The organism is Acinetobacter sp. CIP A162 (genome assembly GCF_000367905.1).
In the GTDB taxonomy this organism is placed as follows: domain Bacteria; phylum Pseudomonadota; class Gammaproteobacteria; order Pseudomonadales; family Moraxellaceae; genus Acinetobacter; species Acinetobacter lwoffii.
Genome location: NZ_KB849158.1, coordinates 162666 through 183235, shown reverse-complemented (window position 1 = coordinate 183235; position 20570 = coordinate 162666). Strand labels below are relative to the sequence as shown.

The window sequence follows — 20570 nt, the reverse complement described above, 5'->3', positions numbered from 1 at the left end:
ACAGTATGATTATACGGAAAAGAGTATTTGTTTATTAAGCTGTAAGCTAGGTAAAGGGATCTACAGATTCGCTTACTAGAGGTTGTCCAAGATATGTTAGTGAAAATTGAAGATGGTTTTTATTTAAATAGCCAGCATATTATTGCCGTACATGTCAGCAAGAATCCTGAAAATGGCTTACTTGAAATCTCCATTCAATATACGCCGCATTCCATTCAGCAGGTCGGAGAATACAAAAAAGTATTTCAAAGCCAGCTTGATGCTGAAATATTCTTAAGTGAGTTAAATCAAAAACTTCGCTAAAAGCCTGCATCATACAGGCTTTGATCAAGCATCTTATTGTCTGACGATGAGGACTGGAATAGAGGAAAGTGCCAGAACATTCTGAGCGACACTGCCCAGCATGAGTTTTTGCAGACCCTTACGACCATGTGAACCCATAATGATCATATCGGTCGGGGATTCATTTGCAGCCTGCATAATGCCTTCTGACGGTGCCATGCCATGCAGGATTTTTGTCGTCACCTGGATGCCATCACGAACAAAGTTCAGTTTCAGTTCATTTAAACGATCCAGCGCATTTTGTTCTGCATGCATAAAATAGTCTGTGACTGCAGGAGCAACTTTGTAAAAATCTACGCCCTTAAAGGGATCCACCGCAATCACACTGAGTAAAGTGACATGGCTATGAAATACTTTGGCCAGTTCCAGGGCATGATCTGCGGCAGCATAGGAAATCGAGGACTCATCGAGTGCTACGAGAAGATGATCATAGTTATTCATGGTGCTTCCTCATATTTATTATTGCAGTAAAGGGGGAGTGTGGTTTAAGCGAGTAAATCTCCACAGCATGTTTTGTTAGACTTCCAAATGTAAAAGTAGCAAGTACTGCGCATCTTGAAGATGCGCAGCATCAGGATTATTTTTTCACGATCAGTACGGGAATTTCACTCGCACCCAATACATCTTGTGCAAAGCTGCCCAGAATCATTTTCTGGAAGCCTTTACGGCCATGAGAACCCATGACGATCAGGTCGGCTTTCACCTCACCCGCGGTTTCAGCAATATGTTCTGCATTGACTAAACCTGTGACAATGCGGGATTGCGCTTCAATACCTTCACCGGCTGCGATGGCAGTGGCTTCTTTCAAGGCCTTTTTGGCATTGGCATGTGCCTCGATAAAATATTCCTTCATGATGGAGGAGCTGTAATAGAAATCAGCCTCGGTAAAAGGATCTTCTGCGATCAGGCTGATCAGGGAAAGCTGACTACCGAATGCCTTGGCAATTTTGGTAGCATGTCGTACTGCAGAAAAGGAAATTTCTGAACCGTCCACTGGGACTAAAATATGTTGATAAGCCATGGCTTTTCTCCGCAGGTTGTCTGATTTTTAGGCTTGGTTTATTGATAGCACAGTGCTGTGGCGGGTGCAATTGCAAAAAAGCGGTAAAATTGAAAAAACTTATTAAATTACAAATATTTTTCATGTAAAAGTGATGAAAAAAACAGAGTAAAAAACTCGGATTTACAGTTTTAATGATCAAAAATAAGAGGATGAATAGTCCTCGTTTGCAGCAGGATGGTTTAAACTGCCGTAGCCTGTTTTTAGATCATGTATAGGGGACAGTTTTGAGGTTTTTTGCCATTCATCTTTTGCTCATAGGTTCAGTTATTCTTTCCGGCTGTCAGACCACACAGAACAGTAAAGTCATTGCCGGTGCTTTTAACCTGACCACAGGCTTGCAGCAAAAAGTGATGGATCGTTATGCGCCTGGTGCGGTTATCGTCCAGCAAAATATTACCTATGCGCCGCAGCAGAAATTATCTCTGGATCTGTATCAGCCGCAGAATATTGCCAGTATTGGCCCGCGACCGACTATTGTCTGGATTCATGGCGGCGGCTGGATTTCAGGTTCTAAAGAACATGCACGGGGTTATTTCAAGCTGCTGGCGGCACAGGGCTATAATGTGGTATCCGTGCAATATCAGTTTGCGCCACAAGCGACCTATCCAAGCCAGTTACACCAGATCAATCAGGCACTTGAATTTCTCGATACCTATGCAGAAACCTATCAAATCGATGCCCAGAACCTATATCTGGCCGGAGATTCTGCCGGGGCGAATATGGCCAGCCATTACGCCGCTCTTTTGACTAATCCTGTATTTTCCAACCAATCCGGTATTCAGCCTCATCTGCAACCTGCGCAGCTTAAAGGTTTAATCTTGCATTGTGGAATTTATGACTTGGAAGCATTTGCCAGCACAGCACCTGAAGAAATGAAAATTATTGAATGGGGTGTCTTTAACCTGATTCAGGCTTATACCGGCGAGCGTAAACATGATGCCGCGTTTTTAAAGCAGATTTCTCCAATCCAGTATATTACGCCGTCTTATCCGCCAGTGTTCATCAGTGGCGGGAACAAGGATTTTCTGACCGATACTCAGTCGCTACCATTTGTAAAAGCTTTGAAGGAACAGCAGATTCCTGTGACTGAAATATTTTATCCGGAGTCTAAGGCTTGGCTTATTCATGAATATCAGTTTTTTATGGGCAAAAAGGAAAGTCAGCAAACCTTTGTCAAAACACTGGATTTTTTACATCAGCTTTCCCCTTGAAGAGAAAACTGTGCAAAATGAATCTCTCAAGATTGATCATGTCAGATCGTCCCGACAGCAATCATTGAAAAATTGTTTGGAGTTTAAAAAATGAATCCTGTCTCATGGGCATATTTGTTGTTGGCGTTGGCTATTATTGCCGAAGTGACTGGATCAACATTTCTGGTGAAGTCAGAAGGCTTTACCCGATTATGGCCATCTCTGGCAGTAGTCATTTTATTCTGTATTGCATTTTATTTATTGTCTCAGGTGATTAAAGTGATTCCTTTAGGCATTGCCTATGCGATCTGGGCGGGAGTAGGCATCGTTCTTACGGCAATCGTAGGCTATGTAATCTTTAAACAGGCGTTAGATTTGCCCGCTTTTATCGGGATTGCACTGATCATTTCCGGTGTGGTGGTGATTAACCTGTTTTCCCAGACTGCAGGGCATTAAAAAGGCAGACAAGGTAGCTGCCTCATTTCTACAATAAGCTTATGCCACTTGCGGTTTAAGCTTAAACATTAAATAAACTATCAGACCAAGTAGCAGTCCCCAAAAAGCGGAGCCAATACCAAAAAACTGGATATTAGAGGCGCTAAACAGGAATGTCATCAGTGCTGCTTCACGGTCATGACTGTCCTGAAAAGCCAGCGCGATATTGTGGCCAATGGTGCCAAACAGGGCAATGCCTGCCAATACTGTAATCAGAATCCCCGGAAAAGCCATTAGTACACTGGTCAAGGTCGCAGCAAAAAAACCCATCAGGATATAAAACAGGCCGCAGCTCATACCGGCAATATAACGTTTGGCCGGATCAGGATGCGCTTGGACATCCAGGCTGACCGCCGCACTGATTGCGGCAAGATTGACACTAAAACAGCCAAATGGTGCCAACATCGTCTGTGTAATACCCGTCCAGCCTAGAATAGAATTTACTTTCGGGGGATAACCATAACTTTTAATCACAGCCAAGCCGGGCAGGTATTGCGATGCCAGGTTAATCACCATTAAGGGTAAAGCCAGTCCTAAAATAGCCTGTAGGCTAAATTCAGGCGTAGTCCAGACCGGCTGGGCAATACTCCAGTTCAGCTGTGGAATAGTAAAATTAATAAAGAACGGACAAAGGGCAATAGCCATCAACACGGTAATCACGATGCTATAGCGCGTACTCAGTTTTTTGGAAACCAGATAAATCGCCAGTACACAAACCACAAATTCCCATGACTGTTGCAAACTACCAAACACTGAGATGCCAAATTTTAATAACACACCTGCTAGCATGGCACTGGTCAAACTTTGTGGAATAAACTGAAAAATTCGCTCGAAAATTCCAAAGAATCCCAGACAGGCAATCAGGACACCAGAAATCAGAAAAGCGCCAATTGCTTCCCCCAGACTATAGTGACCGGCAGAAGCAATGACCAGCGCCAGACCGGCAGTCGACCAGGCGGTTGAAATCGGATAGCGATATTTCCAGGAAAGCAGAAACCCGGAAACTCCAATGCCGATACCCAGTGCCCACAACCAGGAACTGATCTGTGCCTGATTGGCACCCAGGCTTTGCGCAGCTTCAATAACCAGTACGGCAGAAACACTGATACCAATCATGCAGGTAATAAAACCGGCCATGATGGCGGGAAAGGAGAGATCTTGTAAAAGTTTTGGCATCATCCATGACACTATTTTTAAATGCGTTTAAATCATACGCTTTTCACGTATCAACACAATGTTTTTAACAATTTTATCCAGAGGTCTGCTGGCTTGAAGCCGGTCATTGCTAGAAAGTTGAAGTCGCCAGTTTAAGGCCAAAACCGCAAAACAGGATCCCAACCGCCGCGACACAGCTGGCAGTCACTTTATAGTTCTGATTGAAATAGGAGGCCAGTTTTACACCAGAAAAAATCAGGATCGACAGATAGGTCATACTGATCAATTGCAAGATTACAGCCAGAAGCGTGAATGTCAGGGCTGGATAAGGATAGGCAGGATCGACAAACTGCACAAAAAAAGACAGATAAAACAGAATCGCTTTGGGATTTAAAATACTGATTGTGAGCGCTGTACGAAAGGGCTGAACAGATTCTACCGTATCTGGAGTCGTCTTTTTAATCTGGACGCGTTGTGATGACTTTTCCGGAAAGAAAGTCTGGTAGGCCGCAATGATTAGCTTGATACCCAAGTAACTGAGATAGATCGCTCCAATAACTTTCAGTGCAATAAACAGTACCGGAAAGGCATGCAGTAAAGAAGCTGCTCCCAATGCTGTACATATAATCAGGATCAGATCGCCCGTATAAACCCCCAAGGCACCCATATATCCCGTCTTAATCCCAAAGCGCGAAGCAATCGACATGACATACAGGGAATTCGGCCCGGGCAGTAGCACAATCAACGTGGTTCCAATGATAAAGGTCGTTAGATCTGTGATACCAAACACGAAAAACTCGCATGAACAAAAAAGCCGATGCGGCATTATAGCAACATCGGCTTGGAGAAATTTGCTAAATTTTCTTTAAATCTCAGTGGTACTCAGGAAAGTTTCACGTAATAAAGCAGCCAGTTGCTCACGGGCTTTAATGAAACCGTCAATGCCGCCTTGCAATAATTCACTGGCCATCGGATCCTGTTTCAGTTGTGCTTCAAAATCGGCAGGGCTGATTGGGCTGAGTTCACCTTGAACTTTAATATCTTTGGCTGAGAGTTGGGCCTGCACTTCACGCTGATCATTTTCCAGTTCGGCCAGCAGGTTTGGTGCTACCGTGAGCAGGTCACAGCCGCTCAAGCCTAGAACCTGATCAATACTGCGGAAGCTGGCACCCATGATTTCAGTCTGAATACCATGCGCTTTATAAAATTCATAAATACGCTTAACCGAAAGTACACCCGGATCTTTTTCAATCGGGTAAGACTCAACGCCTTCAGCTTTTTTGTACCAGTCCAGAATACGGCCGACAAAAGGCGAGATTAATGTTACTTTGGCATCAGCACAGGCATGGGCCTGATGCTGACCAAACAATAAAGTCAGATTGGTATGAATGCCTTGTTCTTCCAGTGCTTTCGCTGCCTGAATGCCTTCCCAGGTAGACGCGATCTTGATCAGAATGCGGTCTGAGTCAATTCCATATTGCGCATAAAGTGCCAGTAACTCTTTGGCTTTGGCAATGGTAGCTTCAGTATTAAAGGACAGCGAAGCATCGACTTCCGTTGAAACACGACCTTCAATCAGTTTTAAGATTTCTACACCAAATTTGACCGTTAAAATATCAATAGTCCGTTCAATCAGAGCGTCATCTGCATAGCCTTCTTGCTGGGCTTGCTGAAAAGCAGCTTCAATCAAGGCCTGATTTTCAGGTTGTTTTGCTGCTGCAGTAATCAGCGATGGATTGGTGGTTGCATCAAGCGGACGAAATTTTTCAATGGCACTCAAATCACTGCTGTCTGCCACAATGGTCGTCAAGTTTTTTAATTGGTTTAATGCAGTTAATGTCATTACGATCTAGTTCTATGGTTATTGCTTATGCTTTCTTATATATCATAAATGGCCGGTTTACCAAGTAGACTGTCGTTGAATTTCTGTGATTAATGCCCGGTTTTACGTTGTTTGCGCAAGTGATTAATCAAAAAATGAGCAGCTGTGCCTAATCGGGTTTCTCTGCTCCAGACCAGATCAACAAAATATTCAAACTTTGGGGTGAAATCGAGCAGGTTGAGAACCTGTAACTGATCTTGCAAATGTGGCTGCTCATTCAGCATTTCGAGTGGCAGAACCCCCCAGCCCAGTCCTTGCTGAATCATGCTGCAAGCAGAGTGGTGGTTGTCGGTGCGCCAGTAATTTCGTGAAAAGAGTAGTTCCGGCTTGATGGTGCGATCCCGACTGGCCACCACAATCTGCCTGTTTTGCAAAATCTGTTCATAACTGACTTGATCGAACTGACTTAGGGGATGCTGTTTGGCGACTATAGCCACCAGTACCTCACGTTTCAATTCCACAAACTGTTCCCGTGTTTCCAGTTGTTCGCGTTCAAACATCAAGGCCAGCTGCGCTGAACCTTCAAACAGCATACGATGTGCATCTTCCTGAGGTGCACTGAATACATTGACTTGCAGTGCAGGAAATTCCTGTTCCAGTAACACGATATAATCGGTCCAGCGCGTATGCAGCAATTCTGAAACCACCACAATATTCAGTTCAGATTCCAGGCCTGAACTTAGGGCTTGAGCATGCTGTTTCCACTGATTCATTTCGACCAGAAGTTGCTGGGTTTTTTCATACAATACCTGCGCCTGTGCGGTCGGTTTCGGTTCACGACCTATACGCTGAAACAGTTCTAGATTCAGGTCTATTTCCAGATTGGCAATGGCCATACTGACTGCGGAAGGTACTTTACCTAGTTGACGGGCAGCCGCAGAGAAAGAACCGGTTTCCATCACAGTTTTAAACATCAGTAGCTGTTCTTGATTAACATTCATAATTTTATCTTTCATTTTTATTGATAGATTCTAACTCGAATAGTCAGATTTAAAGAAATAAAATTCTTGCATCATGTAATGAATTGAGCTGATTTGATATGTTAATTTCTAAAAGAAGATTGATTCATGCTGCCTTATATGAAGGCATTCTGCTGGTCGTGATCGCTGTCCTGCTAAGTACATTGATGCATATGCCGCTTGAGGTCACCGGTGCACTCGGGATTGCCATGGCTCTGACTTCAGTACTCTGGAATATGCTGTTTAATCATTATTTTGAAAAATTTGAAGCGAAACATCGTTTAAAAAGAACCATTAAAGTGCGAATTGCTCATGCAATTGGCTTTGAAGGCGGTTTGATGCTGGCGACCATTCCGATGGTGGCTTATGCCTTACACATGAGTCTGGCTCAGGCCTTTTTGCTGGACTTAGCTCTAACCCTTTGTATTCTCGTATATACCTTTATTTTTCAGTGGATTTATGATCATCTAGAAGCCAGACTGGGGCTACAGCCAGATTATCGGAAAATCTCATCATAAAATACAGCATAAAAAATACCACACAGTTCAGACTCCCTTTTCAGAATGCGAAAGGTGAAATATTCAGCGATGAGGACTTGATCAAGTCCTCATTTTTTATGCTCGAACCCAACTGAAAATTAAGCTATAAGACTTTGATTTTTTATTTTAATTTTTAAATTTATTGGGGAATTCAATGTTATTTAGACGAGTGACCTTGTCAGTGTCCATCGTGTTGCTGATGTCTGGTTGTGGGGGGTGGAGGAGGTGAGAGCAGTACCTCACAGCCGACGCTTCCCGATCCCGTAATTTCACCAGGTACGGGAGAGCAGCTGAGCAAAATTGCAGAGTTTAAGGTTCTGGATGTAGGTTCGGAATTAACAGCAGGGAATTTCGGTCTGAAAACCTGGAATCCCACCGCCATGGTGGTAAATGGCGATGTCCTTTATATTGCCAATAGTCAGGCCGAATCGAATATTTTACGTTATGACTTAAAACAAAAACGTGCACTCAGTGCGATTGATCCTATGAAAATTTCGGGTCTGGCCAAAAAATGGGACAGTCTGAATGATCTGGAAATTCATGCAGGGCGTTTGTATGTGGCCAATTATGGCTCGAACCGAATTGATGTTTTAGATATTAGTAGCGAGCAACCGAACTTCATTATGGCACTCGGTACAGGTGTGTGGTGGGGCGATGCGCTTAATTATGCGCTGGTACATAGCAATGCGGTGACTGCTGACGACCGTTATGTGTATGTGCCTGATATTGAAGGCCGCATTAATGTCTGGCGTCAAAGTGATGTGACGGCGCAGAACCATTTAAAAGCCAGGAAGTTTGCACGGCTCAGCTTACCGGGCTGTGCACGTAACTGTAATGCCCGTATGCAAGTCATGGGGAATTATCTGTATACCAGCTTGCCGAATGGCACAACCTATGTTCACGATATCAATCAGATTCAGGAAAATGGAAATAATATTGCGCCCATTTTAACAGAAACGAATTTGTCGGCAGTCATGCATCGTCATAACGATGGCTTGGTCTATGTGTCACGAAATGATGGCACTGTAGAAAGCTACCGGGAAAAATCCTTTAACTTGGAGTCTATCTTATCCAGTAAAAGTGTAGATACTTTCCGAGATTATATTTTAAAAGGGCAAACCCAGAACAGCCGGTTAGCCAAGGCAAGTGATCTTTATATTTATGGTCAGAATCTGCTGCATATGGCCAATCAGAAAATTCATATTCTGCCAATGCTGACCCTGCAACAGAATAAATCGACTCAACTCAGTCCACCTGTGATATTAACCGAATCTAAGGCACGCGAGAGAAGCCGTGTCTTACAGGATGGTGAATCATGGGAAACCTTGACCAATAGCAGCCAGCGTCATGTTTATATGAACCAGATTTTATCGGCAACACTGAATGGCAACCACCTGCATGTGCAAAGTTACAGTGCTGTGCCTGTACGTGATTTGCAGATTCGTGCCAAGATTAAAAACTCAGAAGACTGGGTGATTCTGGCTAAGCTGGATCAATTGACGCCATTTTCAAAGGCAAATTTTGATCTCAAGTTGACCGATCAATCCCGTTTCCCTTTGCTAGATGGCACAGGTTCGGTCCAGCTGGCAGGTCTGAGTCAGACCACGCAAAATCCAAGTAATATTTTTGATCTGAAAATTAGCTCTGAGACTGATGAGCATGTCAAAAAGCTGAACCAGATTAAAGCCAAATGGAAAATTTATTTCGGTACTTATGATGAGCGAAATAAATGGTGCCGTATTACGCCGGTCTATGCCCGGGAATGGGTCATGATGATGACCAATCTGGCCTATATGCTCAGTACTCCAGAATTTGAAACCTTATGGTTTAACCATAAAGCGGTCATGGGACACGATTTTTTTGGCAATGATGGTCAGGTAGAAGGGCCGAATGGTTTCTTTCAGCCAGAAGATTATGTCCGGATCTATCGGGAAATTCTTAACCGCAATGAAATTAATCTTGGCATTACCAATATGGGTGGTGGTTTAGGTGGTGGAGCAGTATTAGGAGTAGATACTTGGTTATTCTATGGCCATTACAGATTATCTGGTTATCGAATTATTGCACATGAATTTGGTCATCATTGGGGCGGGCATAATAGTGCCTGGGCCATGTCGAATTATGGCTTTGAAGCTATGGTCGATTGGTTAAACTTCTATTTCCAGCGCCGTCCAGGCTCAATTCCTTATATGGACCCAAATGCGAATGCTTTCCACCTAACACCCGACAGCGCGCTTTGTCAGGGTGTGAACCAGAATATGGTGAAAGGTGTGGCATCGACTGCACCGTGGAACAAAGTGGATGAATATTTTAAAAATAACCCGATGCCAAATCCCTAAAACATAAAAAATCCCCTCATTTGAGGGGCTTTTTAATTGGATCGGTCAACAGATTATTTTTCAATAATCGCCGTTACACCTTGACCACCGGCTGCACAGATCGATACCAGTACGCGACCTGAACCTTTCTGGTTAATCAGTTTTGCTGCTGTCGCAATGATACGACCGCCAGTTGCTGCAAACGGGTGACCGGCAGCAAGTGAAGAGCCTTTTACGTTCAATTTTGCACGGTCAATTGAACCTAATGGTGCATCCAGACCTAAACGCTCTTTACAGAATTTCGGATCTTCCCAAGCTTTCAGCGTAGACAATACTTGAGATGCAAAAGCTTCATGAATTTCATAATAGTCGAAGTCTTGCAGTTTCAGACCTGCACGTTCCAGCATACGCGGCACGGCATAAGCAGGCGCCATCAACAGGCCTTCTTTTTTCTCGACAAAATCAACTGCGGCAGTTTCCTGGAAAGTCAGGTAAGCCAATACTTCATGACCATTTGCCTTCGCCCATTCTTCAGAAGCCAAGAGCACGCAAGAAGCACCATCTGTTAGCGGCGTAGAGTTACCTGCTGTCATGGTACGTGCATCACCTTTACCAAAAGCAGGTTTAAGTTTTGCCAGCTTCTCAACTGAAGAGTCTGGGCGCAGGTTGTTATCACGCTTAAGACCCAGGAATGGCGTGATCAGGTCATCAAAGAAACCTTCTTCGTATGCTGCAGCCATTTTCTGGTGTGAAGATGCAGCTAGCTCATCTTGCGCTTCACGGGAAATACCCCATTCCAGTGTGGTAATTGCCTGATGATCACCCATAGACAGACCTGTACGCGGTTCACCATTTTTTGGTGCATCCATCAGGTCTTTCACATTGATTTTGGTCAGTGCTTTCAGACGGTCTTTTGCAGTTTTCGCAATGTTTAGCTCAAGCAGTGCTTTACGTAAACCATCACCAAAAGCAATCGGCGCATCGGAAGTTGTATCTACACCACCTGCAATGCCCACTTCGATTTGACCTAAAGCAATCTTGTTGGCAACAAGAAATGCCGCTTGCAAACCGGTACCACATGCCTGCTGGATGTCATAAGCAGGCGTTTCAGGTGCAAGGGCAGTATTTAGTACACATTCACGGGTCATATTGAAGTCACGGCTGTGTTTCAGTACTGCACCCGCAACCACTTCACCTAAGCGTTGACCTTGCAGATTAAAGCGTTCAACTAGGCCGTTCAGGGTTGCTGTAAACATGTCAGTATTGGATGCCGTAAAGTAAGCACCATTAGAACGTGCAAATGGAATGCGGTTACCACCGATAATCGCAACGCGGCGAACTGTATTTTGGCTCATGTTTGGTTCCTGTAGAACAGAAGTCTGTGTTGTAGAGATTAAATCTTTTTCAGATGAAGTCGTATTTTTGGCACGGGCAGGTGTGCTCCGTGTACGCGAGGTTTTAGTCGGACTTTTTTCTGTCCCAGTGGCTGTGTCAGTATTTTTAGTGCTACGCTTGGTGCGCGTTGATGGTTTTGACACAGTTTCTGTCGCAGAGTTCTCGACTGCTGGATTTTCTTGAGTTGTTTTGCTCATAAGGCTTTACCAGGCAAATAGATCGTCTTCTTGGTGTTTACATTAGCATAGAAGAGGATAGGCTGTATTGACTACAATGACATTACAGACTGCGCTCAGGTCAAGTCATCTGCCTATTATCTCAAGTATGATTGGGCGGAATCTGGCGGATCTATTGAAATATATGTGTCTGGCATCATATTGAAGTTTAAGGGTAACTTTAGATCAACCAAAAATTAATTTGTATGAGAGATAATAAACATGACTGATCAGTACCAAACTTTTGCAAAATCTCCTATTGGTAAATTTGTCATTAAAAATTTGGGTCTGCCATCCCCAACTTCTTTAGAGCGTTTTGAGTCTGCTACACCTGTAGTCAAAGGTGCAGTATTGTTTGGAGCAGCACCGGCAAGTACCTTGACTGGTGCTATTGCTCAGGTTCTGGCAAATATTCATGCCAATAGCTATGCAGGTAACAATGCTGAATTACAACAGGCTGCTGCATCAGCTGGACTGAATCTGGGTGCATTTAATCCAGGCGATAAAGAATCAAAATTCAAAGTTGTCATTTTTGATGCTTCAGGAATCGAAAACTCAGAACAGTTAAAATCACTTTATGATTTCTTCAACCCGATTGCACGTCAAATCCAAAGTTCTGGCCGTGTCGTGATTGTAGGAACTACGCCTGAAACTGCTAAATCAGTCAGCCAGTCCATTGCTCAACGCGCACTGGAAGGTTTTGTAAAATCTGTGGGTAAAGAGTTTAAAAAGGGAATTTCAGCGAACCTGATCTATGTAGATGCTGGTGCTAAAGCAAATCTTGAGTCTGCTTTACGTTTTGCAGTTTCTCCACGGTCTGCCTATGTTTCTGGTCAGGTGATCCGTGTTTCACCTGCTGAAAAAGTGGATGTGGACTGGACTAAACCATTAGCAGGCAAAACTGCTGTAGTAACCGGTGCGAGCCGTGGTATTGGTGAAGCGATTGCTCATGTATTGGCACGTGATGGTGCACATGTCATCTGTCTGGATGTTCCGCAGCAGCAAGCGGACCTTGATCGTGTAGCCGGTGAAATTGGCGGTTCAACTTTAGCTATTGATATTACTGCTGCAGATGCAGGTGAGAAAATCAAAGCGGCAGCAGCTGAGCAGGGTGGTCTGGACATTATTGTGCACAATGCCGGTATTACCCGTGACAAGACTTTGGCCAATATGAAGCCTGAGCTATGGGATCTGGTGATTAACATCAACCTGTCTGCGATTGAACGTGTAAATGACTATTTAATCTCCAACGATGGTCTAAATGCCAATGGTCGTATTATCTGTGTATCCTCAATTTCAGGCATTGCAGGTAACCTGGGTCAAACCAACTATGCAGCGTCTAAAGCGGGTGTGATTGGTGTGGTGAAATTCACAGCACCAACTTTAAAAAATGGTATAACCATTAATGCCGTTGCACCGGGCTTTATCGAAACACAAATGACGGCTGCGATTCCATTTGCGATCCGTGAAGCGGGCCGCCGTATGAATTCGATGAGTCAAGGCGGTCTACCTGTCGATGTTGCAGAAACGATTGCAATGTTTGCTGCTACTGCATCAACAGGTTTAAATGGCAACGTGATACGTGTATGTGGTCAAAGTCTTTTAGGGGCTTAAAGCATTCAAATTCTCTCTTGCGCTTTTATTGAAGCTCAGGGGGAGGATTTAGGAGAGGGAGATTAGGGGCTTTTTTTAGCCCTCTCTCTAACTCTCTCCCAAAGGGAGAGAGAACTCCACTCATATATAAATGAAAAGAATATTTTAAAGGTTCAGTATGAATACGCGCCATTTTAGTCAACTTCCAAAACCTTATTTAGCCTATCCAAAAGTGATTCAGGGCTTGATTTTTAAAAAGCCGAAAGCTGAAAAAGTTCTACCGCAAGTTGAATATGTGGTGGATTCATTCAAGGTCGATCAAAAACATTTGAAAGCTTATAATGAAGTCTGCGGTTTTAAAAATAATGGTTATATTCCAGCAATCTATCTGACGGTGCTTTCACAAAGTCTGCAAATGCACATGATGACTTCAGAAGCATTTCCATTTCCGATCTTGGGCTTGGTACATATCCGTAACCAAGTGAAGCAATACCGTAAAATTGGCGTCAATGAAACCTTGACCCTATCATGCAAATTTGGCGAATTGCAGCCGCACGATAAAGGCGTGCAGTTTGATTTCATTACTACAGTCAAAGTGGGAGGCGAGGTCGTAGTTGAAGCATTGACGACTTATCTGTCACGTCAAAAGACCAATGCTAAAGCTGCTGCAAAACCTGCAGAAAGCCAAGCGCCAGAATATATACTCAATAATGAATGGAACATCTCGGAGAATACTGGTCGTCGTTATGCCATGACCTCAGGCGACTTTAACTTGATCCATATTCATGCAGTCACAGCGAAAGCTTTTGGTTTTAAACAGGCGATTGCACATGGTATGTGGAGCAAGGCCAAAGCACTGGCGAATCTGTCATTGCCAGATGCTTATGAAGCTGATGTCTGGTTCAAGTTGCCGATGTACTTGCCATCTAAAGTTGAGTTCCTGACGGCACAGGCAGCCAATGATACAGATTTTCTGATACGAAGCAGTAAAAATCAAAAACCACACGTCACCGGCCATATCAAAGCAATTTAAATCTGAATCAAAAGCCTAAACCCGATTTAGGCTTTTTCATTTTAAGGGATCAATATTCTATGGATAGAATGATGCAGCCAATTAAAGATTATCTGTTTGCTGATCAGCATAATTATCAGGGCAATGTCGATGAGCGTTTCAGTGACCTTGCCCGTCAGTTTAGCCGTTTGCAGGATGCACGTACCGAACAGGGTGGTGCCGCACTGGTGGTATATTTTGAGGGGCAAAAGGTCGTCGATATTTATACCGGTAAAAAGTCTGTCACTGAAAACTGGCAACCGGATACCATGTCGCTGTGTTATTCCACAGGTAAAGGTGTGCTGGCGACTTTGGCGCATATTCTGGTCAGTCAAGGTTATCTGGATTATGATCGACCGGTTGCAGAATACTGGTCTGAATTTGCACAAAAGGGTAAAGAAAATATTACTCTGGCACATATGCTCAGTCATCAAAGTGGCCTGTTTGATATCCGTAATATGATTGATGATGCCACTGAAATGGCCGACTGGTCGCATATGCTGGACCGGATTGCGACAGCAGAACCACGTTTTCAGGTTGCTACAGATGCCGCTTATCAACCGCTGACCTTTGGCTGGCAGGTGGGTGGTGTACTGGAAAAAGCAACAGGTAAAAAACTGGGTGTACTGATGAAGGAATATCTGGTTCAGCCATTACAATTAAATGGCGCCTATTTCAGCGTGCCGACGAATGAGTTGGCTCGGGTGGCCTTACCTATTTTAAAGCCTAAGGTAACCAAGTCTCAAACACAGACTTCGAAAAAAACCACACCAAGAAAGCCGAACCTGATGGAGCGAGCCTTGGTCTTTAGCGGGCAGGATCCTCAGGATTTTCAGGATGGCATGATTCCCAAAGGCATGAAGAAATTCAGTTTCTTTAGTGAGGCAGGTCTAAAAGCGATTATTCCGTCTGCCAATGGAGTATTTACCGCAGAGAGTCTGGCAAAAATCTATGCCATGCTGGCCAGTCGTGGTGAATGGCAAGGACAGCAACTGATTTCGCCTGAGATGTTCCAACGTCTGAGTCAGGTGCAATACAAAACAAGAGATCGGGTCATGCCTTTACCGATGCACTGGCGCTTGGGTTACCACCGTGTTCTCACTTTAGGAAAAGCCTCTAAAGGTTTTGGTCATATGGGCTTTAATGGCTCTGGTGCCTGGTGTGACCCTGAACGGAATTTAAGTTTTGCCTATACGCATAATTTCCCGACAGGTTCATTAACCGGAGATTACCGTCTTTGGGGCCTGACGCAGGAAACCTTGCGCTGTGCGGATGCGGTACTGACCGGCCGCAAAGGCTGGCGCTAAATATCCCTGATTTGGGAGTTTAGCCCGTCAGACAAATATGCTATTTTGTCGCGCAGTCCATGGCTATGGTGTGAAGTAATGAAAAAAGTGCTGGTGATTCCTTTGGTCGCAAGCAGTGCGTTGTTCGGATGTCAGGATCCGAATCAGCCGGCTGCAAAAACGGTGATGGAAGCCAAAGCTCAGATTCCTGCCTGGGTCGGGAGTTATCAGGGCACGACGCCATGTATGGGATGTTTTTCAAGTTGTGAAGATTGTCCAGGCATGGCAGTGGCCTTGACCTTGAATGAAGATCAGACCTTTACTTTACAGCGTGAAAGTTTAAGTGGACATAATGAAATTGAAACGATGAGCGGGCAGATTCGGTTTCAGGATGAATCACAACAAAAGATTGAACTACTGAATGTCGATACCCGAAATCTGCTCTATGTCGATCTGAAAAAGCATGTTCTGGAAATTCGTGAAGATCAAACAGGCAAACGCTACCAGATGCAAAGTGACTTTATCCTGTTTGAATCCGTCTAATTTTAAAAAAGCATCTGTTTTATATCCCTTTTTCAATGATTTTGATCAAGGGATTTTTATTCTTTATAAACCGGCATTCATTTCACTATTTCATAAAAAAACAGTATGCTTAGACCTGTAAAAAGGAGCATACATGTATCAAGTACTTGCGCGAAAATACCGTCCTCGTAATTTTAATGAATTGGTGGGGCAAAACCATGTATCACGTGCTTTAACCAGCGCGCTCGAACGTGGTCGTTTGCATCATGCCTATTTGTTTACAGGAACACGTGGTGTCGGAAAAACCACGATTGCACGTATTTTGGCGAAGTGCTTGAACTGCGAAACCGGTATTACTTCGACCCCTTGTGAGGTGTGTCCGACGTGTACCGCAGTCAATGAAGGCCGCTTTATTGATTTAATCGAAATCGATGCGGCATCCCGTACCAAGGTCGAAGATACCCGCGAGCTGCTCGACAATGTTCCTTATGCACCCACTCAAGGCCGTTTCAAGGTCTACCTGATCGATGAAGTGCACATGCTCTCCACGCATTCTTTTAATGCGCTGTTAAAGACGCTGGAAGAACCACCGGAACACGTCAAATTCTTGTTTGCGACCACTGATCCGCAAAAACTGCCGATTACCGTAATTTCTCGCTGTCTGCAATTTACTTTGCGTCCATTGGCAGTCGATGAAATTACCGAACATCTGGGCCATATTCTCAGCAAAGAAAGCATTCAGTCTGATCAGGATGCCATCTGGCAGATTGCTGAATCTGCGCAAGGTTCATTACGTGATGCCTTGTCTCTGACCGATCAGGCGATTGCCTATGGTCAGGGTGCGATTCAGCATCAGGATGTTAAAGACATGCTGGGGCTGATTGACCGTACTATTATTTATGATCTGATTCTGGCGATTCACCAGAACCAGAAAGCGCAGGTGAGTCAGTTATTGCTGCAGTTCCGTCAGCAGGCTCTGGATGTTTCGCTGGTTTTAGATCAGTTGATTTCGACACTGCATGAATTGGCCTTATTGCAATATCTGCCGGATTTAAGCCTGAAATATAGTGCTGAGATCAATCAAAAGATCATGCAGTTATCCGGCCTGATTTCTGCTCAGGATCTACAACTTTATTATCAAATCGCCTGTAAAGGACGTGCTGACTTGCAACTCGCCGTCACCCAAGAGCAAGGCTTTGAGATGACGGTGCTACGCTTACTGGCATTCCGTCCCTTACAGCCCAGCGAAATTCCGGTGATGCAGGAGACTGCACCGCAACACGCAGCGCCCCATACCACACGCCTACAGCAGCCCGTTCAGACACAATTGCAATCTGAATCAGTAGAAACACAAGCATTTGAAGCAGAACCGGTATTTGATGATTTTTCTCTGGACGATGAGACGGATGAGGAGATTGATGCCGCATCAGCGTCTGAACCCTCTTCGGATGATTTTTTGGATGAAGATGAGCCAACCAGCATCCATGCACCTGAGCCTGTTCAGGCGGTAATTGCTCAGACAGCTGTTGAGGAAGTCCAGTCTAAAAATCAGATTGTGTTTGATCCAAATGACGACAAAGGCCTATTTGGTTTTGATGAAATCGAGAGTATTCCAGAAGCACCGGCTACCAGCAACAGTTCAGATGATTTCCTGCTTGAAGAGTTTATTCCTGCAGATGCTGTCATCCCTAGTGAGCCAGTACAAGACCTCATGTCTGCTGATGAGGAATTTAGTCTTGCTGCACCGGAATTAGAACTTTCACAGGAATCGATTGCTCAGCCTGCTCTTGAGAATACAGCGCCGGTTCAGCCAGTCGCACAGACAGCTTTGTTGGAAGATATTTCTCAAGATGTAAATACGCAGAATCTGATGCCACAGGATATTCTGAAAATACCTGAACAAGCCTTGGAAGGTGAGTGGAGCGTAGAAAAATGGGAATACTGGTTCCGTAACAGCCAGCTTTCTCCAGCGGTACAGGAACTGGCGCAGTATGGCGTCATGACTGGCCAGATGAATGGCGAATCCATTTTCCATATTCCTGAACAGTACCAGCAGTTGTTGACCCAGTTGCAACATCATCTGGAAGCTGCTTTGCAACAGCAATGGCCGCAAACCAATTTCCAGGTGAAATTTGAAAATGTGGACCAGTTAACGCCATATACCATGCAGCATCAGCGTAAGGCACGTGCCTTTAAACGTGTCGAAGAATTGTTACATGCTGAACCGGCTGTACGTGATCTGCTACAGCAGTTTGACGGTGAACTGCAAAATATTCAGCTGAAATAGGCTGGATGTTAAGTCACAACAAATCGAGATAAAGCATCCCGCATTTCAACTGGAATCGGGGTGCTTTTTCGTGTCTCACGATCGACAAATACATGGACAAAATTGCCTTGTGCAGCGGCTGTATCCGAGTTGCGTTTAAAAATAGCCAGATCATAGCTGAGCGATGAATTTCCCATGCTTTCAATGGCTACGCCCACTTCAATAATTTCCGGATAAGACAGTTCCTGATTAAACTGACAGTTGGAGCTGACGACCAGTCCAATCATGGGTGAATATTTTGGGTCAAAAGCAGCTTCCTGAATCAGCAGGGCATTGGCGGCGGTATCAAAATAACTGTAATAAGTCACATTGTTGACATGGCCGTACAGATCATTGTCTGCCCAACGGGTTTGAATGGGCAGGAAAAAAGTATAGTGTTCACGCTGTTTGATGGTGGCTTTCATCACTATTCAGTCCTCAGCTAGATAAGGCTTAGGTGGAAATTGATCTAGGAATAGATCGCCTGATAAATCTGATAAGCATCCTCCACCTTGAGTTCACGTGGATTATTCTGCAACAGCCGGCTTTGTTGCATCGCATCTTCTGCCATGACCTGCAGCATATCTTCCGGAACATTCAACTGATTTAGTTTTAGAGTCAAACCGCTTTGCATCAGATGATTATTAAAATGATCAATAAATAGATCGGTCAGGCCATCATGACAACCTTTACTGCGGGGATCCAGCCAGGTCATTAATTCCGCATAGAGCTGTTTAGCCACTGGCGCATTAAACTTTAATACTTCAGTTAGAACCAGTGCATTGCTATGCCCGTGTGACAGGTGAAAATGTCCACCAAGCGGATAAGCCAGCGCATGTACAGCAGCGACCGGTGCATTGGCAAAGGCTTGTCCAGCCAGCATGGAACCAATCAGCATATTTTGACGCGCATCTAAATCATTGCCGTCTTGCAGCACGCGCTGCAGATTGGCATTCAGTAATCTTAAAGCCTGTTTGGCCAGCATATCCGAATAAGGATTTTTCTTGTGTTTTGAGGTATAGGCTTCAATGGCATGTACCATGGCATCAATGCCGGTGGCGGCAGTGATCTGTGCCGGAAGATTTTGGGTAAAGGTTGCATCCAGAATGGCAATATCTGCATAGAGAATGGGCGCGACAATGCCAGTTTTGGTCGTTTCACCTGTGGTGACAATCGAAATCGGCGTCACTTCCGAACCTGTTCCAGCGGTGGTCGGTACCAGAATTAAAGCTAAACGCGGTCCGGTAGCATTATCAACGCCATACAGATCGGACAGTGTCTGATGCTGCTCGGGATGCGCCAAAATTGCAATGAGTTTGGCCACATCCATCGAGCTGCCACCACCAAAGCCCAGCACCACATCAATATTTTCCTGTTTTGCAAAAGCCGCCGCTTCAAGCACCACTGTATCGGGCGGATCGGCCTGAACATCCGAGTAAATCACGTACTCCAGCCCGGCAGATTCAATAATATCAAGAAGCGGCAGATGTAATTGCTGCTTCAGCATCCCCGGGTCAGTCACTAGCAGAAGACGTTGATAACGGCCATTTTTTAGAATTTTAAATAATTCCTGAATCGTGCCTAGTCCGGCAATGATATTGGGGACGGTTTGAAACTGAAAACGATTCATGGCGATATCCTTGATTTTTTTATTGCAAATACGAGATTATTCTATGGTTGTAAGATAGGAATCAGTATATAAATAACTTAACATAAGAATCCTTAAAATAAAGTAGCTCTGAGGTTGTTTATGTCATCCAGAACGCCATACAAGGTGTTATGTGTTTGTTTGGGAAATATTTGCCGCTCTCCCACGGCAGAAGTTGTACTCAGACATTATTGTGATGAACAGCAACTGAACATTGTAGTCGACTCTGCTGGAACCAGTAATTATCATCCGGGCAAGGCACCGGACTTGCGTAGCCAGAAGCATGCACTAAAACGTGGCTATGACCTTTCAGCACTTCGCGCACGTCAACTTATTCCGCATGATTTTATTGATTATGATCTGATTCTGGCGATGGATCTGGAGAATTTATCCAATATCCAGAACATACAGCGTCTGGCAGAAACTCAGTTTGGTCATGTACGTGCACGCGTGGCATTGATGAGTGAACATGATCAGACCTATCCGAAACAGGCCTTACCCGATCCCTATTATGGCGAAGCGGATGGCTTTGAACGGGTGCTTGATCAGTGTGAGTCCAGCAGCCAGGCTTGGATTGAGATTTTTAAACAGAATTTACACAAGGTTTAAGCG

At 44.4% G+C, this 20570-nt stretch carries 20 protein-coding genes; 11 read left to right on the top strand and 9 right to left on the bottom strand.

The features are described from left to right. The first annotated feature begins 93 nt into the window (after nucleotides 1-93). Nucleotides 94-303 carry a hypothetical protein gene (locus F995_RS03485; protein WP_004278836.1) on the top strand — a complete coding sequence of 70 codons (210 nt, stop codon included), beginning with the start codon at nucleotides 94-96 and terminating at the stop codon, nucleotides 301-303. A gap of 33 nt (nucleotides 304-336) precedes the next feature. Here F995_RS03485 and F995_RS03480 read toward each other — a convergent pair whose 3' ends face one another. Together F995_RS03480 and F995_RS03475 are read right to left on the bottom strand one after the other, a co-directional pair. Then, on the bottom strand, nucleotides 337-783 hold the full coding sequence (locus F995_RS03480) for a universal stress protein (RefSeq protein ID WP_004278835.1): 447 nt from the start codon (nucleotides 781-783) through the stop codon (nucleotides 337-339). A 136-nt stretch (nucleotides 784-919) separates the two neighbouring features. Beyond that, nucleotides 920-1363 (bottom strand): universal stress protein, encoded by a 444-nt coding sequence (locus tag F995_RS03475; RefSeq protein ID WP_004645441.1) that lies wholly within the window; start codon nucleotides 1361-1363, stop codon nucleotides 920-922. Nucleotides 1364-1629: 266 nt separating this feature from the next. On the opposite strand from F995_RS03475, the gene F995_RS03470 reads away from it, so the two are divergent. Both F995_RS03470 and F995_RS03465 read left to right on the top strand, forming a co-directional pair. After that, nucleotides 1630-2616, top strand: coding sequence for an alpha/beta hydrolase (locus F995_RS03470; protein ID WP_004645440.1), 987 nt, complete (start codon nucleotides 1630-1632; stop codon nucleotides 2614-2616). Between the two features lie 90 nt (nucleotides 2617-2706). Continuing rightward, nucleotides 2707-3051, top strand: coding sequence for an SMR family transporter (locus F995_RS03465; RefSeq protein WP_004645439.1), 345 nt, complete (start codon nucleotides 2707-2709; stop codon nucleotides 3049-3051). 39 nt (nucleotides 3052-3090) lie between these two features. On the opposite strand, the gene F995_RS03460 is transcribed toward F995_RS03465, so the two are convergent. The 4 genes from F995_RS03460 to F995_RS03445 form a co-directional block, all read right to left on the bottom strand. Next, complete coding sequence (locus F995_RS03460; protein WP_004645438.1) at nucleotides 3091-4266, bottom strand: benzoate/H(+) symporter BenE family transporter; 1176 nt, start codon at nucleotides 4264-4266, stop codon at nucleotides 3091-3093. Nucleotides 4267-4375: 109 nt separating this feature from the next. Beyond that, nucleotides 4376-5035: a leucine efflux protein LeuE gene (leuE, locus tag F995_RS03455; RefSeq protein WP_004278829.1), complete on the bottom strand. Its 660-nt coding sequence runs from the start codon at nucleotides 5033-5035 to the stop codon at nucleotides 4376-4378. Between the two features lie 75 nt (nucleotides 5036-5110). Continuing rightward, a complete protein-coding gene (gene tal / locus F995_RS03450) occupies nucleotides 5111-6088 on the bottom strand; it encodes a transaldolase (RefSeq protein ID WP_004645437.1) in 978 nt (325 codons plus the stop codon). Nucleotides 6089-6177: 89 nt separating this feature from the next. Then, complete coding sequence (locus F995_RS03445) at nucleotides 6178-7068, bottom strand: HTH-type transcriptional regulator AceR (protein WP_034605838.1); 891 nt, start codon at nucleotides 7066-7068, stop codon at nucleotides 6178-6180. Nucleotides 7069-7166: 98 nt separating this feature from the next. Between F995_RS03445 and aceI the strand changes: the two genes are divergently transcribed. Together aceI and F995_RS03435 are read left to right on the top strand one after the other, a co-directional pair. Beyond that, a complete protein-coding gene (gene aceI / locus F995_RS03440; RefSeq protein ID WP_004645435.1) occupies nucleotides 7167-7604 on the top strand; it encodes a chlorhexidine efflux PACE transporter AceI in 438 nt (145 codons plus the stop codon). Nucleotides 7605-7834: 230 nt separating this feature from the next. Continuing rightward, a complete protein-coding gene (locus F995_RS03435; RefSeq protein WP_004645434.1) occupies nucleotides 7835-9964 on the top strand; it encodes a beta-propeller fold lactonase family protein in 2130 nt (709 codons plus the stop codon). A gap of 53 nt (nucleotides 9965-10017) precedes the next feature. Here F995_RS03435 and F995_RS03430 read toward each other — a convergent pair whose 3' ends face one another. Beyond that, complete coding sequence (locus tag F995_RS03430; RefSeq protein WP_004645433.1) at nucleotides 10018-11535, bottom strand: acetyl-CoA C-acetyltransferase; 1518 nt, start codon at nucleotides 11533-11535, stop codon at nucleotides 10018-10020. Between the two features lie 240 nt (nucleotides 11536-11775). On the opposite strand from F995_RS03430, the gene F995_RS03425 reads away from it, so the two are divergent. The 5 genes from F995_RS03425 to dnaX all read left to right on the top strand — a co-directional run bounded on the left by F995_RS03425 (nucleotide 11776) and on the right by dnaX (nucleotide 18292). Further along, nucleotides 11776-13167, top strand: coding sequence for a 3-oxoacyl-ACP reductase (locus F995_RS03425; protein WP_004645432.1), 1392 nt, complete (start codon nucleotides 11776-11778; stop codon nucleotides 13165-13167). A gap of 157 nt (nucleotides 13168-13324) precedes the next feature. Beyond that, nucleotides 13325-14179, top strand: coding sequence for a MaoC family dehydratase (locus tag F995_RS03420; RefSeq protein WP_004645431.1), 855 nt, complete (start codon nucleotides 13325-13327; stop codon nucleotides 14177-14179). Nucleotides 14180-14238: 59 nt separating this feature from the next. Then, nucleotides 14239-15504 carry a serine hydrolase domain-containing protein gene (locus F995_RS03415; protein ID WP_004645430.1) on the top strand — a complete coding sequence of 422 codons (1266 nt, stop codon included), beginning with the start codon at nucleotides 14239-14241 and terminating at the stop codon, nucleotides 15502-15504. A 78-nt stretch (nucleotides 15505-15582) separates the two neighbouring features. Further along, a complete protein-coding gene (locus tag F995_RS03410) occupies nucleotides 15583-16026 on the top strand; it encodes a copper resistance protein NlpE N-terminal domain-containing protein (RefSeq protein WP_004278816.1) in 444 nt (147 codons plus the stop codon). 133 nt (nucleotides 16027-16159) lie between these two features. Next, entirely contained in the window at nucleotides 16160-18292 is a 2133-nt protein-coding gene (gene dnaX, locus F995_RS03405; RefSeq protein WP_004645429.1) for a DNA polymerase III subunit gamma/tau, read from the top strand. Between the two features lie 8 nt (nucleotides 18293-18300). Here dnaX and F995_RS03400 read toward each other — a convergent pair whose 3' ends face one another. Beyond that, nucleotides 18301-18735, bottom strand: a complete 435-nt coding sequence (locus tag F995_RS03400) for an acyl-CoA thioesterase (RefSeq protein WP_004645428.1) — start codon at nucleotides 18733-18735, stop codon at nucleotides 18301-18303. Nucleotides 18736-18779: 44 nt separating this feature from the next. Continuing rightward, entirely contained in the window at nucleotides 18780-19940 is a 1161-nt protein-coding gene (locus tag F995_RS03395; RefSeq protein WP_004645427.1) for an iron-containing alcohol dehydrogenase, read from the bottom strand. Between the two features lie 120 nt (nucleotides 19941-20060). Between F995_RS03395 and F995_RS03390 the strand changes: the two genes are divergently transcribed. Continuing rightward, nucleotides 20061-20567 carry a low molecular weight protein-tyrosine-phosphatase gene (locus F995_RS03390; protein WP_004645426.1) on the top strand — a complete coding sequence of 169 codons (507 nt, stop codon included), beginning with the start codon at nucleotides 20061-20063 and terminating at the stop codon, nucleotides 20565-20567. Nucleotides 20568-20570 lie beyond the last annotated feature (3 nt).